The organism is Paenibacillus oryzisoli (assembly GCF_050467285.1).
In the GTDB taxonomy this organism is placed as follows: Bacteria; Bacillota; Bacilli; order Paenibacillales; family NBRC-103111; genus Paenibacillus_E; species Paenibacillus_E oryzisoli_A.
In genome coordinates this window covers 169,990-186,595 of sequence record NZ_JBCMUN010000019.1, presented here as the reverse complement: position 1 = coordinate 186,595, position 16,606 = coordinate 169,990, and the positions used below count along the sequence as shown (strand labels likewise).

At 52.3% G+C, this 16,606-nt stretch carries 14 protein-coding genes; 6 read left to right on the top strand and 8 right to left on the bottom strand.

Annotated features, from left to right (window positions below):
* The first annotated feature begins 114 nt into the window (after positions 1-114).
* Complete coding sequence (locus ABE504_RS27165; protein WP_430094912.1) at positions 115-1,581, top strand: methyl-accepting chemotaxis protein; 1,467 nt, start codon at positions 115-117, stop codon at positions 1,579-1,581.
* 44 nt (positions 1,582-1,625) lie between these two features.
* On the opposite strand, the gene ABE504_RS27160 is transcribed toward ABE504_RS27165, so the two are convergent.
* Both ABE504_RS27160 and ABE504_RS27155 read right to left on the bottom strand, forming a co-directional pair.
* The gene (locus ABE504_RS27160) at positions 1,626-2,264 is read right to left on the bottom strand and encodes an NAD(P)-dependent oxidoreductase (RefSeq protein ID WP_430094910.1); all 639 of its coding nucleotides are present in this window, start codon (positions 2,262-2,264) and stop codon (positions 1,626-1,628) included.
* A 122-nt stretch (positions 2,265-2,386) separates the two neighbouring features.
* On the bottom strand, positions 2,387-2,833 hold the full coding sequence (locus tag ABE504_RS27155) for an Rrf2 family transcriptional regulator (protein WP_430094908.1): 447 nt from the start codon (positions 2,831-2,833) through the stop codon (positions 2,387-2,389).
* Between the two features lie 85 nt (positions 2,834-2,918).
* Here ABE504_RS27155 and ABE504_RS27150 point away from each other — a divergent pair, with 85 nt between their 5' ends.
* Together ABE504_RS27150 and ABE504_RS27145 are read left to right on the top strand one after the other, a co-directional pair.
* Positions 2,919-3,353, top strand: coding sequence for a VOC family protein (locus ABE504_RS27150; protein ID WP_430094906.1), 435 nt, complete (start codon positions 2,919-2,921; stop codon positions 3,351-3,353).
* Between the two features lie 445 nt (positions 3,354-3,798).
* Entirely contained in the window at positions 3,799-3,957 is a 159-nt protein-coding gene (locus tag ABE504_RS27145; RefSeq protein WP_430094904.1) for a carbon storage regulator, read from the top strand.
* Between the two features lie 160 nt (positions 3,958-4,117).
* Here ABE504_RS27145 and ABE504_RS27140 read toward each other — a convergent pair whose 3' ends face one another.
* Positions 4,118-8,500: an AAA family ATPase gene (locus tag ABE504_RS27140; RefSeq protein ID WP_430094902.1), complete on the bottom strand. Its 4,383-nt coding sequence runs from the start codon at positions 8,498-8,500 to the stop codon at positions 4,118-4,120.
* Positions 8,501-8,913: 413 nt separating this feature from the next.
* Between ABE504_RS27140 and ABE504_RS27135 the strand changes: the two genes are divergently transcribed.
* Entirely contained in the window at positions 8,914-9,093 is a 180-nt protein-coding gene (locus ABE504_RS27135) for a carbon storage regulator (protein ID WP_430094900.1), read from the top strand.
* Positions 9,094-9,276: 183 nt separating this feature from the next.
* Positions 9,277-11,604, top strand: a complete 2,328-nt coding sequence (locus ABE504_RS27130) for a flagellin (protein WP_430094898.1) — start codon at positions 9,277-9,279, stop codon at positions 11,602-11,604.
* Positions 11,605-11,670: 66 nt separating this feature from the next.
* Here ABE504_RS27130 and ABE504_RS27125 read toward each other — a convergent pair whose 3' ends face one another.
* Together ABE504_RS27125 and ABE504_RS27120 are read right to left on the bottom strand one after the other, a co-directional pair.
* Entirely contained in the window at positions 11,671-11,841 is a 171-nt protein-coding gene (locus tag ABE504_RS27125; protein WP_430094896.1) for a hypothetical protein, read from the bottom strand.
* A 182-nt stretch (positions 11,842-12,023) separates the two neighbouring features.
* Positions 12,024-13,877: an LTA synthase family protein gene (locus ABE504_RS27120; protein ID WP_430094895.1), complete on the bottom strand. Its 1,854-nt coding sequence runs from the start codon at positions 13,875-13,877 to the stop codon at positions 12,024-12,026.
* A 229-nt stretch (positions 13,878-14,106) separates the two neighbouring features.
* Between ABE504_RS27120 and ABE504_RS27115 the strand changes: the two genes are divergently transcribed.
* Positions 14,107-14,238, top strand: a complete 132-nt coding sequence (locus tag ABE504_RS27115; protein ID WP_430094893.1) for a hypothetical protein — start codon at positions 14,107-14,109, stop codon at positions 14,236-14,238.
* A 22-nt stretch (positions 14,239-14,260) separates the two neighbouring features.
* Here ABE504_RS27115 and ABE504_RS27110 read toward each other — a convergent pair whose 3' ends face one another.
* The 3 genes from ABE504_RS27110 to ABE504_RS27100 form a co-directional block, all read right to left on the bottom strand.
* Entirely contained in the window at positions 14,261-14,437 is a 177-nt protein-coding gene (locus ABE504_RS27110) for a hypothetical protein (RefSeq protein ID WP_430094892.1), read from the bottom strand.
* A 251-nt stretch (positions 14,438-14,688) separates the two neighbouring features.
* On the bottom strand, positions 14,689-15,546 hold the full coding sequence (locus tag ABE504_RS27105) for a DUF6973 domain-containing protein (protein WP_430094890.1): 858 nt from the start codon (positions 15,544-15,546) through the stop codon (positions 14,689-14,691).
* A gap of 853 nt (positions 15,547-16,399) precedes the next feature.
* Positions 16,400-16,606 carry a hypothetical protein gene (locus tag ABE504_RS27100; protein WP_430094889.1) on the bottom strand — a complete coding sequence of 69 codons (207 nt, stop codon included), beginning with the start codon at positions 16,604-16,606 and terminating at the stop codon, positions 16,400-16,402.

Genomic DNA, 16,606 nt, shown 5'->3' with positions numbered 1-16,606 from the left:
TTTTTTTGCTGCGCCTGCCTACCTATCACTTTATGTAAAATTTACGCATCTTTTTGTCGAATTATGGTATTATCGAATCGTTGAACGTACTCCTGAACAAAAGGTGGTCAGATGATGAACGCGCTTGATACTTTGCATCGCCGCAATAAACTGCTTGTGAATATCATTTGGGGGATGCTGCTGCTTGGCTTGGCAGTTGATGTCCTCACTGGCGCCGGGATGGATTCCATCATCATGCTGCTGCTGGTGGGAACCGTCACATGCGGCATAGCAACCGTCCTGACGTACAAAAGATGGCTAACCACTTACATCATGTTTATTCTATCCGCCATCATTACGCTGCTGACTCTGCTGCTGATGCTGACCGGTCCGATACTAACGACTTATTTGCTGGTCTATGTCAACCTGGCAATTATGACCTTGTACGCAAGCTCTCGGGCCATCGCATTCTCCAGCTTCATGGGCGTCCTGCTAACGACTTACTTCTTCCTCAGTCCTGATCGGGCCGCTATTTTTGGGGATAACGCTCCCATGACGATGTATATGTATTTCGCGTTATTCGCTGTGCCGCTCTTTGTCTCCACCCGGTTCAGCGAAAAGCTGCAGAAGGAGATGCATAAGCAAAGCGAGCACGCCATCCAGGAAAAAAACAAATCGTTCGACCTCATTCAGCAGGTCTCCGCTTCTCTCTCGATGCTGCATGAGTTCAGCTCGAACTTGAAACAGAATGCGACATCCACGGGCACAATTTCCCGGGAGGTAACCGCCGCCTTCGGCGAAATTACCGCCAGCACGGAGACGCAGACCGCCAGCATCACGGACATCAGCGAGTCGATTACCGCGATTGAGCAGTCCGTCACTTCCCTGGCGAACCGCGCCACGGAAATGAGTCAGCTCTCGATGTCGACTGCGCAGCTGACGGCTGACGGCCGCGAAGAAGCGGCTTCCCTCGAGGCGCAAATGACGCAAGCCCACGAGACGATCGACTCGTCGGTGCAGTTGATGAATGAGCTCGACAGCCAAAGCTCGCTCATTCGCGACATCGTCGCGTCGATTAAGCACATTTCGACGCAGACGAACCTGCTGGCGCTGAACGCCGCCATTGAGGCGGCTCGCGCTGGCGAGCATGGACGCGGCTTCGCCGTCGTGTCCAATGAAATTCGCAAGCTGGCGGAGTCCTCCCAGCAGTCAACGGAACAGATCGAGGGGATTCTCGAAGATATCCGCTCCAAAACATCGCAGGCCGCCGCACAAGTCCTGCAGGGCCAGCAATCCGTGGCCAGCGGCAGCGAGGCCGCGCAAAAAGTAATCCAAGTGATGCGCGCGCTTGCGCGGGACGCCAGTCACTTGGAGAGCCAGTCGGCGCAGGTGAACAGCGCCGCCGACGGACTGAACCGCGAGTATACGCGGATCACGGATCAGATGGTGACGATTGCCGGCATCACCGAAGAGAACATGGCATCCATCCAGGAGATGTCCGCCAATATGCAAACGCAGGACAGCCGCATCCGCGACATCCTGGAGAGCTTCCTGCAGCTCGACACGCTGACGAACGACTTGGCGCGGATGGCCAAGCGGTAAAAAAAGAGCTAGGCCCTGTCATCCGGGGCCTAGCTCTTTTTTGCTTACTCCGCTTCCCCAACAACGGTGAAGCGTGCGTTCTCGTGCTGCGGCTGTTCGATTTCATCCACGATAGCAATGGCATAGTCCGCGTAGCTGACGTAGCTGTCCCCCTTGCTGTTCACGAGCAAGTGGTCGTTCCCTTTGCGGTAAGCGCCCGTGCGCTTGCCGTCCGGGTTAAAAAACGCCGAAGGACTCACGAACGTCCATCGGATGCCCGAGGCTTCCCGCAACTCTTGCAGATTTTGCGCTTGATTGAGCGCCGTCGCCTTGTACAGCTCCGGGAACTCCGGCGTGTCGACCACGCGCAGCGTCATCGCTTCGTCGACATAGAGACTGCCCGCCCCGCCGACGACGATCAGGCGGGTGTTCAGCGCGCCTTGCAGCGCGGCAATCAGCGCACGGCCCGCTTCCACGTGCAGATGCTCTTGCCCTGGCGCCGCGCCGAATGCATTAACGACGGCGTCGAAGCCACCGAGGTCCTGCGCCGTCAGGTCGAAGACGTCCTTGGCCAGCACCGCTGCGCCCCCCGGCGCTTTTTCCGCATTCCGCACAATCGCCGTCACTTCATGCCCTCTCGCTGCCGCTTCCTTCACAATCACATGGCCTGCTTTGCCGCTTGCCCCAATCACACCAATTTTCATCGTACTCTGCCTCCTATTTAAATCAATAATCATTCGTCTATTTTGCGAAAAGGGATGTTGTACTTATGCTCTTTATGCGTTGTAACCATGTTGATTACAACAAATGCAGCAGAAGGCGACATTTACGTTGCCGCACGCTTCGCCTTAATCTCCTGTGCCAGAACCTCGACCAGCTCTTTCATCGTGATCTCCCGGAGCACACCTTCCATCGCCGATTGTGCCTTCACCAGCAGGAGCCTGAGCACCTGCTCAATATTCGCGCCAACTTCACACGCGGGATTCGGCTGCTCGTGCAGATGAAACAGTTTGCCCTCTTCCACCACATCGACGGCGTGGTACACATCCAGCAGCGTAACCTCCTCCAGGCTGCGCGCCAGCGTAGCGCCACCGCTGCCTGCGCGGACGTTGACCAAACCCGCTTTCTTCAGGTAACCCAGCACCTTCCGAATAATAACCGGATTCGTGCCTACGCTGCCCGCGATCCATTCCGACGTATGATGCTCGGTCGGGTGAATGGCAAGTAGAGAAAGAATATGCACGCCAATGGAAAACCTGCTGCTGATTTGCATGTTGAACACCCTTTCGTTGTAATCATTATAGTTACAACACAACTTCCCTGTCAACCCTTCGTTTCTTCGTCCGGACAAGCGTGGTATGATGAACCAAACGAGACGTCATCTCAATCTAAGGAGCGCGATTCCCCTGTCTACATCTGTATGGTTAAACTTGCCCGTCCACAATATTCAAACATCTGCGGCCTTTTACACACAGCTTGGCTTCGACACCGCTGACATGACCGATAAAATTAAGCTCGTTATCGGCCGCGAGAAGCTCATCGTCATGCTGTTCCCCGAGCCGGTGTTCCGCTCCTTCACAGGTGCCGCTATCGCCGATACAAGCAGCAGCGCGGAAGTGCTGATCTCGCTTGGCATGGAAAGTAAAGCTGCGGTCGACGCCCTGATCGCCAAAGCCGAGAGCGCCGGCGCGGCCATCCTTGGCAAGCCCCACGATCAAGGCTGGATGTACGGCGCGGCGTTCGCCGACCCGGACGGGCACCGTTGGAATTTGCTTTATATGGCGGAGCAATAGCGGTCTACCTCACCTGGAAAACACGGATCCGTTCCAATAAAGGTGGCTAGCCCCTCTTATTTCCTCATAATCCAGCTGAATGGGACAAATAAGAGGGGTAAAACCCTTTTATTCTGCGCCGACAGCCTGAAAAAACGCAAATCTACGCCCAATAGAGGTGGTTAGCCCCTCTTATTTCCCCGCAATCCGGCTGAATCGGACAACTAACAGTGGTTTAACCCTCTTATGACGCGCATTTTCCTTTCTTTGAGATTCCCATAAAATAGCCGCGGCGACAGTCTGCTAACATCTATAACTTTCCTATAACTTTCGTTTATCCGCCCTCCGTCCGCGTTGTCGTTAGCCGCTTTTTTTCTTGCCCGTCCTACTTTCGTCAGATCACACCCCGCCGGAAATACGGTACGATGAATCCTGTAAACCACAACCAAAGGAGCTGGATTGGGATATGCTAGTCGTCGGAAGAAAGCCAGGAGAATACATCGTAATCAATGAGAAAATTATCGTCAAAGTCGTCCGCAGCGAGGAGGGCAATCTGCGCCTGGCCATCGATGCGCCGCTGGAAATGCCAATTATTCGCGGCGAGCTACTGCGTCAGCAGCAGTAATAACCGCGTTCATCTATCACCGAGCAACAAAGATATAACTTCGCCGCCCCCTTCAAAGGAGGAGCACGGACGTCCCCCTCCTTGCCGCCATACTGAAAAGCCTGGTCATCGGCGACCAGGCTTTTATTTTTTTCCAGGCTGCCCCCAGCCCCCTTGTACACTACATCAGCAGCTGCAGCTCCCTGGCCTTTGTAATAGCCTGTACTCTTTTGTTCACCTGCAGCTTGCCAAAAATGTTAAAAACGTGGCTCTTGACCGTGCCTTCCGTGATCTCAAGCTCCTGACCGATTTCGCGGTTGGACAAGCCGCCCGCCATAAGGCGCAAAATTTCAACTTCCCGGTTCGACAGCGATTCGATCAGAGAGGGCGCCAACTGAACCTTGACGGGAGGCGCAGCCTCCTCCGCTTCGTTCTGCATCTCGCAGAGCTTGATGTACGCCATGCGGGAGAACACCATCTCCAACACTTCCAAGCGGTCCGGCGTGAAAGCGTCGGAGGTCAGATTATTTTCGAGATACAGTGCCCCTTCCCGCTGTTCCGGGTAGCGAAGCGGCAGACAGAGAATGGAACGCGGCTGCTGCCGCTGCACATACGGATCTGTGGCAAAAATGCTTTGCGCCGCTTCCGACAGCAGCACCGGCTTCTGGGTGCGCAGCACGTACTGCACAACCGCGGCGGAATAGCAATCCCCGTCCTGCGTCTCCTCCTGTCGGTTCAGATCCTCCTCCGCCTCGACCGCAAGCTGCCCGCGGCGACCGAGCAGAACAACACCCTTTTCCGCGCCGGACGCGCGAATGGCCAGATGCAGAAACGACTGGAGCAGGTTGATGTTCCGCATCCCATCTCCCGCCTGCGAAGCTTGCCGCAGCGTATCCATGTCCAGCTCTTGATGAAGCCCGTTCGGGAGGGTTGGCTGCAACGGTGCGGCTTCCTCCTCCTCGTAGACATCATCCACCTCCAGCTCCATATCCATCGCAAAATCAACCAACGGATAGCGCTCGCGCATGCTGATCGCCTTTCCTCGCGCGCCCCACGCCAGATAAGCCTTCGCCGCCTGCTGCAGACAGGCCTGTGCAACGCCATGGTTGCCCATCGCGGCATATAGCTGCCCGGAAAGCTCGCTCGCCAACGCTTCGTCCTCCGGACAGCCCGCGCGCTGCGCCCAGCCCTTCGCCTTCTCGTACAGCTTAAACGCCGCTTCGTTACGTCCGTCCACCCGAGCCTGCTCCGCCAGCAAAATCCAATATTTCGCCGTCGTGCTTTCCGGCATCCGCCGGCTCCAACGCTTAAAGCGTCGAAGAATACGGGGAAAGGTTGCCCTATCGGGGCGTCTGTCGGTATACGGATGGTCCGTCTCCGCTTTCATGAGCGTTAACGCTCGAAAGAATTCAAAACGCCGGTTAAACGACAGTACCGTATTGTCTGCAACCCGCTTCGCCTTCTCTATACAGGTGAGCGCCTCCGTATAGCGGCCGTATAGATAGTTTAACTCAAGCTTGCAAGTGTAGTAGTAGTGCAAGTTGTGTCTGTGCGAGGTATTCGCCTGCTCCTCCAACAGTAGCTCCGCTTCATGGAACCGTTCAAGATCCATGCTGAGCCTGGACGCCTGCGATTCCGGAGGATGCTGCAGCACATGCACATATTGCATCGTCATTTCGAGCACCCTGATCGTCATGCTGTCCAGCCCTCGTCCCGCTTCTCGGGTATAGCGTTCACAGAACTCGCGCAGCCTTTGCAGATCGTAATTCTCCGTAATCACATGCGAGGAAATGGAATAACCCGCATAGACCAAATCCCCCGTTGTTAGACTGTAGTCGGCTCCTCTGGCAAAATGCGCGCCCGCAGCCTCCGGCTTCACCTCTTGCAGCAATAATCCGACCATGCACTCGATTTTGCCTTTGAGCTTGAGACTGCCCAGCTTCTCCGCGTATTGCAGCGCCAACTCGGCGAGCGACAAGGCGGATTTGGGCCTTTTGGCACCGTAGCATAACGTCATGGCGTAAGAACCGAGCGCAATCGATAAGGCCTCTGAGCTGCCTTGCTGCAGAGACATGCGCACATATTTGGCGAGCAATACAGCCGCCGCTTTCTCATTCACTATGAATAAAATGGATGAGCTCGCCATCACAATATCCGCAAGCGCCGTATGTCCCGGATCAGGGCTGACCTGCAGCTCGCGCAATCGCTTCATTTTGCCAGCCAGCCATGCCTGGGTGTAGAAGATTTCCTTCGCAATCACGATACGAGAGGGGTGATACGGCACATGGAGACCAAATTCCGCTAATGCCTTCAGCGCGATCCGGCACGCGGTCTCCTCCCGCTTCTGGGAAGCGTACATCATAATTTGCACGACATAGATTTTGGCGCGGATGGCCAAACCATCGACATGCAGCAGCAAATGCTCCAGCACCGCCTCGGCCTCCTCAAACTCTCCGCAAAAATACTGACACTCCGAGCTCTCCAGCAGTAAGCTGGCATAGAGTGCGGCATGGCCCGACCAGCCCTCTTCCGAGACGAGCGCCAACCCATGCTTCAAAAGCTGGTTCGCCTGGGCATAAGCGGCGCTGGCTTTGGCTTTCTTGCCTGCAAGCAGATTAAGCCGGGCCAGTTGTTCCATTTCGGCCGGATCGGTCAGCAGCGAACGACCCCAATTCATATGATGCACCACGTCAAAAAGGTAGCGCTCCGTCGTTTCCGTCCGGTAGTGCCGCAGGAGCTGCCGACCGATTTTCAGATGAACCTGACGCTTCTCTTCCTCCGGCATGAGCTCGTAAGCGGCCTGCTGCACCTGATCGTGGAGAAACATGTACGTATCCCGCTCCACCAGCACCAGGCCTTCGTTCACAGCAGGCAGCAGCGCCTTCTCCGTCTGGGCGATCTCCTGCTCCTGCAGCATCGCGAGCTGCTCCGTACTGAACACGTTGCCAATGCAGCTGGCCAGGCGAAGCACATGCCGGGTAGCCGCAGGCAGTGCGTTGAAACGGCCAACAATAAGTCCCAGCACGTCCGAAAAGCCTTCCCAGGCTTGGATGCCCTGAAGATCCCAGGCCCAGCTCCGCTTTTCCCAGTTGAAGTAGAGCAGTCGCTCGTCCACCCATGTTTGCAGCATTTGTTTGATATAAAAGGGGTTCCCTGCCGTTTTTCTGTACAGCGCATCCGACAGCGGCTTGATACCGCCGGCTTCGCGTTGGAGCACATCCGCCGTGTAGCGCTGCACATGTGGATACCCGAGCGCCTGCAGCTCCAGCCGCGTAACGTTGGCAGCTGTCGGCAGTGAGGCGCCCGGCAGAAACTCCGTGCCGCCGCCCGTTTCCTGGCAGCGCTGCGTACCGATGATGCACAAATACTTGTTGCCCGCATCGCTCGCCAAAGCCCGAAGCAGATTGAGCGATGCGGCATCCGCCCAATGCAGGTTGTCCAGCCACAACACCAGCGGATGGCTCCGGTCGGCAAACACCTTCACGAAACTGCTGAACTGCGATTGAAAACGGTGCGTCGCCCCGCTCGGCGGCAGTTCCTCAATCGGGGGCTGCTCGCCGATGATCAGCGACAGCTCGGCGATCACTTCGGTCATCACTTGCGCGTTGGGCCCTAGCGCCTTCTGTATTTTTCGTTTCCAGGCGGCAATCTGCTCTTCGCTTTCCGACAACAACTGCCGAATCAGATCGCGAAAAGCGGCGATCAAGGAAGCATAAGGCGTCGCCTGATTCAATTGATCGAATTTACCGGAAATGACATAACTTCTTTGGTTTAAAATCGCACTCTGGAACGCTTTGACGAGCGATGTCTTGCCGCTGCCGGCGTGTCCGCTCACGAGCACAAGCTCCATGGCCCCCTTGCGGGCGCTGTCATAGCGCTCATGCAAAACCTGCAGCTCGGCCTCTCTTCCATACAGCTTGTCAGGCAGCCGAAATCGACTGATCGCGTCCGTCTCTCCCAGCAGGAACGGTTCAATGGTTCCACGTTCATTCAACTGCGTGACCATGCGCTCCACATCTTCGCAAAGCCCGTTTATGCTTTGATACCGGTCCTCGGGCGCCTTCGCCAGCAGTTTCAGCACAAGATCGCTGACTGTCTGCGGAATCGCCGCATCCACCGTGCTCGGGGGGACAGGAAGCAGCGCCAAATGCGCATGAATCCAGTCGCTCGCCGTGGCCGCCTTGAAGGGCAGCTCGCCGGTCAGCAGCTCGTACCAGAGAAGGCCGAGCACGTATAAGTCACTGCGCTCATCGACCTGCCGGTTCAAACGTCCAGTCTGTTCAGGGGACATGTAGATAAATTTGCGGTTCACCTCCGTCTGGAGGTGTTTACCTTGTGCGGTCATGCGGCCGCCCAGTATCCCCGCTGTGTCTTGAGGGAGCCTGTACTCCGCATCCCTATTGATCCACAGCTGGTCAGGCTGCAGGTCATGTCCGATGTATCCGCTCTCATGACGCTTGCGAATCAGCGCCGCAAGGTCGAACGCAATCGTAAAAAATGTGGGAAGGCTAACTCTTCCCTCCTGCATCCGTTCTTGCAAAGTGATGCCTTTCTTCTTATCCATCCTTGGAAACCTCCAGTAAAGGGGTTGAAAACGCACCGCCACTTCCATGTGACGGAGGTCCTATGATTAGGCACAAAGACTCAGTATTTTTATTATCGGCATTTTTCTAAAAAATTTTATAAAAAAGCTAAACAATTTCGAATATGCTGTCGATATACGTATTATTCACACAAACATACGCAGTACCTTACTCATGGACGAGTAAATATGCATGGCGTTTCAGGGACGATACAGGAACGCAGGCCTATTTACTCGTCTTTTTTGTGTTGTTCAAAGTCCTAACTAACTGCATACGCAAGGCTAAGGATGAGCAAACAAGTCGTTGACAAATCTTCAGGATGAAGAGGCGCAGCGGCGTGTTTGCTCATTTTTTATTTTCAAACAATTTTACTTTGAGACAAGGGGATGAGCGCATGCTCGTGTTAGGAAGAAAGCCTGGGGAATATGTGATGATCGACAACAACATTATGGTGAAAGTCGTGAAGAGCGACGAAGGCCATCTACGTCTTGCCATTGAAGCGCCGAAGCATATCGCGATTATTCGCGGCGAGCTTTTTGAAGAAGGAACCCTGTCTTACGACAAGGCTGAATAGCAGCAACCTCTTTGCCACTTAAGGACGAGTGGTGTGTTCAGGGAAGATACGCTGTGCGTTAGCGAGGAGCAGAGCGGGATCAGCGCGCGATCCGGCCCGCCTTGCAGAACGCGCACCAAGCTTCAAGCAGCAAAGGATGCAAATGGATAGGCATCCTACTACACCACACGGAGGTAATGAGCAATGAGAATTAATCACAACATCGCAGCATTGAACACGTATCGTCAACTGGGCAACAATACGACGGCAACAGGAAAAGCCCTCGAGAAACTGTCTTCCGGTCTTCGCATCAACCGCGCAGGCGATGACGCTGCCGGTCTCGCGATTTCCGAGAAAATGCGCAGCCAAATCCGCGGTCTGGAGCAAGCGACGCGGAACTCGCAGGATGCCATTTCCATGATTCAAACGACAGAAGGCGCGCTGAATGAAACGCACTCCATCCTTCAGCGGATGCGCGAACTTGCCGTTCAAGCGTCCAATGATACGAACACAGGCGATGACCGTGCCGAAATTCAAAAAGAAATCAACCAATTGACATCCGAAGTCAACCGGATCGGGAATACAACCGAGTTCAATACCAAGAAATTGCTGAACGGCGACCTGGAATTCGTAGCGGCAACAAAGGGTTCGACGAAGGCATCTCTTGCGCTTAGCGCGTCCACCGTCATCACGAACACGGATACGGCCGGCTCTGTCACAGGCGGCGCTTACGGCGCAGCGGGCACACGCAATCCGAAAGCCAGCGCAGCGACTGCGACAGGTACGGTTGCGGCGAATGCGACAGCAATCGCAACCGACAATAACGAGTTGACGCTGAAAGTTGACGGCACCGAGTACAATATTATCTTTACCGCAGGTACAGCTGCCGGTTCCGCAGCGCTTAGCGACATTAATGCCCAGCTCGCTTCGGCAGGGGCTACCGCGGAGTTCGACGCAAGCAATAAATTGGTGATCAAATCCAACACGCTTGGCAGCGGAGGCTCTGTCGAGATTCTTGGCGGTAATTTCGCTGCCAGCTTCCTCTACGACTCATCGACAGAAACGCTCTCAGACGTCGTACACACAGAAGGCAAAGATGTGAATGACGTATGGATGCACGGTGCAACAGCCGGTGAAGTAACTGGCAGTGTTTCCCTCACGAACACAGGTCTGACTGGCACGCCAATTACGATCGCCGCAGGTGCGAACGAGTTGACCGTCACGATTGACGGTACGCAGCAAACGATCAATTTGACCGTCGGTGACACCTACGACGGTACAGCCGGTCAAGACGTAGCGACCTTGCTGTCTGATCTGAACACGGCGCTCGGCGGCACTGGCACGTTCTCCATCGATTCCGGCAACAAATTGGTGCTGACTTCCGCCTCGACGGGTACGACAAGCAACGTGAGCATCGATGGCGGCGGCTTGGCCAACGTCCTGTTCGGCTCCGCAGCGAGCCGCACGACACAAGCCGGCCTGACAGCCAACAATTCCTTCGATCTGGACGTCGACGGCGTGACCAAAACGATTACACTTGCCAACAAAGTGTACCAGAATCTGGACGACTTCGTTACATCGAACGCGGCGGCCTTCACAGCAGCCGGTGTAACGGCAGCTAGTGACGGCGGCGTGCTGAAGCTGACCAGCAACGCGACAGGCGTAGCCAGCGCCGTAACGAACATTGAAGATACCGACGCGACCAGACAGCTCGGTCTCGTTCAATCCGACGGTACGGCACTAGCGGCAGGCAACTTCATTGCCGGTGCGAACGGCAACACGACGCTTGCCCTCACGGTTGACGGCGAAAACGTGAATGCCGTTATCCAGCAAGGGACGTACACAGACCGCTCCTTGCTCGCTTCCGCCGTGCAAAGCGCGATCAACAACGCGACAACAACGGCAGCGGATGTCGTCGTATCGGTCAATGAGAACAACGAGCTTGTGATTACAAGCGGTAAAGAAGGCAGCACTTCCGGCATTACAATCGGCACGCATGCTTCCAAAGACGCCGCAGGCATCCTGGGATTGACGACGAACACGGCAACAGCCGGAACGGATAAAGCGAATGCCGAAGTTTCGTTCCAGATCGGTGCGAACCAGAACCAATCGATGTCCCTCAGCATCGCCGACATGCGTGCTGCGGCACTCGGTCTGACGGGTACAGGCACTGCCTTCTCCGCAAGCAACAACGTCACGAACGGAACGAACAATTCCGACGTGGAAAAGGCGCTTGATGTGACAACAGCGGAAAACGCAGCCAATGCGATTACCGTCATCGACGGCGCGATCAAGTCGGTATCCAGCGAACGTTCCCGCCTCGGTGCGAGCCAAAACCGCCTGGAGCACACCATCAACAACCTCGGCGCTTCCTCCGAGAACTTGACGGCCGCGGAATCCCGTATCCGCGACGTGGATATGGCGAAAGAAATGATGGAGTTCACCAAGAACAACATTCTTTCCCAAGCCGCACAAGCGATGCTTGCGCAAGCGAACCAACAGCCGCAAGGCGTTCTGCAATTGCTGCGTTAATCCATGCCAAAAAACCTCTAAGCCATTATGTTGGCTTAGAGGTTTTTTTACGAAGCTTTTTGCCCGCTACGACTCCTGCTCGCCCTCATCCGTCACTGCAGAAGTGTTGCATACGGACGCTGCCGCGTCTTCGAACTCTTCTTCGTTGCTGGACGCCAGCTTGTCGCCGTATTGGTCAAGTCGGCCCGGATTCGAGGATGGGCCATCATTGTCAGGTTTGCTGTTTCTTCCCGCCATGGTGGTCACCTCATCCTTTATTCGTTATTGTCATTGGTTTTGTTTTTGTCATTCGCGGTTTTCTTCGTTGTGTTCTTGGCGCCTTGGCCTTGTTGTTGTGCCATGTTGTTCTCCCCCCTTTGCTATAGCCTAGGGGTTATTGTGTCTATCGCAGGCCGAAAGCATGCGACCCTGCGCATGGTTTATTCTTCTTCCTCCGGCCGGTCCGGCAGCTGTGACACGTAACTGTCAGATAGTTGAAGCAGCTTAAGCGCGCGGTTGAATTCATCCTCGGACGCCGACTGATGCGACTCGCTGTTTCCTGCGAGCGTGAGGACGCTGCCGTCCTCGAAGCCTTTGCCGGACATGAATAACTCTTCATTGTTCACGAAGGAACCGGTCGGCAAATAGTAGCGCTGCGGCAGCAGGTTGTAAGCCGTCTGATTGAACAGGTCCTGGCCAAAATGCACGTAGTTGGACAATGAGACGCCAAGCAGGTTCGCCACTGTCGGCATAGTGTCCACTTGGCCGCCGAGCTGCATCTGCACCTCGGGATGGTCAATGCCGCCGCCGGCGATCATCAGCGGCACGTTGATCAAGTCTTTTTCCGCGTACTCATGCCCCAGAATTTCCTTCATCAGGTCCTTATCTTCATCCTTCAAAGAGAATAGCGGCAAACCGCGGTGGTCACCATAAACGACGACGAGGCTGTTGTCCCACAGCCCTCTCGCCTTTAAATCCTGAATAAAGAGGCCCAGCGCGTAGTCCGCATAATTTTCCGCCCGGATGTAGTCTCCGACAAATGTACCCTCGTAGCGGTCCGGCAGCGTCATGTGATACTTGGACTCGGGAATCGTAAACGGATTGTGCGAGCTCATGGAGATGATATGGGCGTAGAACGGCTCTCCCTTATCTTGATAGGTTTGCAATTCCTCGGCCGTTTTCCGGTAGAGCACTTCATCGGACGCTCCGTAGAAGAACGCATCTTCGTCTTTGAAGAACGTTTTATCATAGTACTTGTCGAACCCTACCGCTTTATATAAATCGTCGCGGTTCCAGAACGTTACGGTATTCGTGTTAAAATTCATTGTCGTGTAGCCCTTGTCTTCCAACAGCTTCGGTAGACTCGGAAGGTCTTTCTTCGCATAAACCTGCGAAGCCGGACCATTCGGCGGCACGTAGTAGGACGTGTTCGTCAGAAACTCGGCGTCGGAGGTGTTCCCTTGCCCGATTTGTTGATAGAACCGCGGGAAATAGTAGCTGGATGCCGCCAGCCGATTCAAATTCGGTGTAACTTCTGTTCCGTCAACGGTAAGATGAATTAAGAAATTTTGAAATGATTCCATTTGAATAATGATTAGGTTTTTCCCTTGCGCTGACCCGAATAATTGCGGAGCGGCGACGGTCGATTTATTTTTGAGCTCATCGATTACCGGCTGCGAGATCGCGTTCGCGCTGATGACTTCTTCTTTTTTCCGGCCGACGAGGTTGTAGATTTCATAATTCAAAATGCCCATCTTCTCGGCCTTCACGTTCTCGTTCAAGGCGCCGCGGTTCGGAAGCACGCTCAGCGTACACAGCACAATGGAGGCGAGCGCAACACGCCTTACAATTTTGAAGGAGATCGGCGTCGTGACGACCCTTCGGAAGCGCGGGGCTTTATTTTTGAAGAGCAGCAGAACGCCCACCAGGGCAATGTCGGCAAACATTAGGAAATAGGACGGCTCGATGACGGAGAAAATACTCTTTTGCACGGCGCCTACCTGCTTTGCCTGCCCCAGCACATGGTACGTCGCAATGACGCCGAAGTGCTTATAGTAGATAACAAGTGCAAAGAAAAGCAGGGTAATCAGGAAATCGACGATGAGATACCAGAGCATCTTCCTCTTTTTCGCCAAATATTCAACAAGGGTGTATGCAATTAAAATAAACGGCACTTCCGTCAGCAAAATGCGCAGCGAAGGCCCCGTTTCAAAAAGAATCGTCCAAGCGACAGAAACTTTGATCATCATGCAGGCCGAAAATAAAAATAACCGGTTCCTGAACAATGAAGCCATACCTCTCCACTCCTTTCGCAAGCAATGAAACTAATACATAATTATAGCAAGCGCAGCCGTATCTGGGTATACGTAAAGGGAGGATAAACAAGCGGTTGCCGCCAAATCTTCATGATGTTGACAAAAATGACGGACTGGTAATAAAAACAGACACAATATCGCCGTCTTCTCGTCACTATTTATTTACAGACGATCACGCTCGGGAAGCGTTCAACCCATCAAGACGTCCATGCAAGCGAACAGCCAGAAGATTGAACGCGTCAAAACCGACATCAAAGCACTCGTGCAAGTGATCGAAGATATTGGCCAGAAGGTGGCGGCGCCCACGAAAGTGCTGAGCGAGACGGCCCGGAGCGTGTAAAATGCGCGGGGGCGTGGATGGGTCATAAGCCTAGCACAAGCCCAAAATCCCCTTCCTCACACAGCTGCGCAATGTCTTCCTCCGACTCCGTTAACGTATCCGCCTGGAAATAGCCCACCAGCGTCCCGTTCTGATCCTTCTCCCGGAGCCACGCGGCAATGACGTACGCATCCTGCGCAATCTTATAACAAAAAACCAAGTATGGGATTTCCCCTAACTTGGTTTTTTGAATTTCGGTTTTGTATTATCCCTTGAGCGGAGGATGCACTATTACTGCCTACGTATAAGTAGCGGCGGTTTGAGCTTTATGCGATATGTCAAATACCAGTAAAGCTTGGACAAAATAAAAAATAAACGTTACGAAATTCAAAAGAGACTTAAACTAATTGCGATGTGAATCAAAAAGCAGTTTGGATACCGAGCCCAAACTGCTCAATGGATAAAAATTAATTAATTTATAAAGTCACTTGTAGAACCAGTAAAATATTGGTTTGAACCGCTCACTATGCGCCAGAGACTGCCTGAAGTATAGGAGTCAACTGTTGTATTCCGTGTTGCAGTTACAGAACTATTTTCATCAATTCCATTAAGGAAGGCATACAATCTTCCTATACTGTTATTTTGCATATCCATGTCATACTCAGCTTGAGGTTGTCCTACGGCACCTAACTCATGAGCATTAGTCCAGTTTGCAGCCCATGTCGAATCACTAGTGAATCCGATGATCCATATGTTCCATGCGCTGTGCCTAAATGCGTCGGACTTATCGTTATGACCATTATATCCAAACTTATATACTGTCCAGTCGGTTGCCTCCTGTGCTGCGGTTAATGCTTTGAGACCATCGACTGGATGTGCTTCAAATAATCCTTCTTCTAAATCATTCAGTTGTGCTTTACCGCCAATATACTCATAAAAAGGATTGCTACTCTCAGATGTAAGATTCATTTCCTCATTGAGCGATATTAATTCTTTATTGTTCGAATTATATGTCTTTTCAAGTTGTACAAAGTAATCATTTACTTCATCTTCACTAGCTGTAGGGTTAGCCTTTTCATAGGCCATAACCTTTTCGAGAATAACATTTTGATATTTAGCATCCAACATTTCATAAGCATGGGGATAAGTTTTCGTAGCAGCTTTACGTTTTGGATGGTTTTTGTCGTAATCTGCTTTTGCTTTTTCATATACTACTTGAAACTTTTGCTTCTGACTAATATCATCCGTCGTTGAGTTTTGTGCAAAGGCAGCGGTTGGAGATACGACTAGAACTAGGCCTAAAACGGTTGTCATAATTGCTTTTTTCACTAACATTTCCTTCCTCTCTATACCACAGATTTTATTTTCATCCAAAATTCTATTATAATATACATATTTTGTAAATGGTATGTTTGTACCATAATTTCCCTCTAATTTTACAAAAATCGACTTTCATTGAAGTTATTTAAGTATTTTATACAAATATACAACTACAAGTAAAAATCAACTCTTTATTATGTTATAATGTATTTTTTATAAAGCTATGCACATTAATCTGAGAGATATACAACTATTCTATAAAGCAAATGGAGAGGGAGATACAATGAGAAAAAAACTTATTTTTATAATAGTAGTAATTGTTATAGTGGTCGTAGTAGGAGGGATAACTATTTCCAATTATCTTAACAATCTTGGAGACATCAATCGAAATATGGGGTAAGGTAAAATGATGTGTAGGGTTTTGACAAGAACGGCTACCTGTTCCCCGGGAAGCAGCGTATAAAACGAAAGAACCGACGCTGAGTTCGGCTCTTTTTCGTTTTATCGTCGTCAGAAGGGGTATTTGTTACCGAATCCAAGTAGCCGTCCTGGGTATACTAAGTTTCTGTTTCTCTTCCTTGTCGTCGTACCCATAAAATGTTTGTCGATCAGACTCATTTCATAGTAGTGCAATATGTCAGCCATATCCATGTCTACCTCTATTAGAAGCTGCTATTATACGAATTGCGCAGGATCACGGAACAACGACGGTCGGGGCAAATGTCTATGAAGTTTCAACGCCGTTCACCGATCGATTCCCTCTCCAAAACGTCAGCTTTCTAGTATTTATTAAAGTATTCTACCACTTCGTCAAGACTAATAAATTTCTGTAATCACTATGTTTCGATGTTCCTCGGGCACATTACAAATTCGTAGCGGCGGTGCGTACTTCAATTTTGTCAAGGTTAACGATATAGCGCTCGGCTATCAGCTTCATTTCCGCAATCTCGTGCTCAATCAGGATGCGCCGGTCCACGTATCCCTGCTCGCTAAAACGTAGAGATTCTTCGTAGAACCCGCGTCCACTCGGTTTCTCCATCGCCCATGTTATATATAATTTCTGAATCAT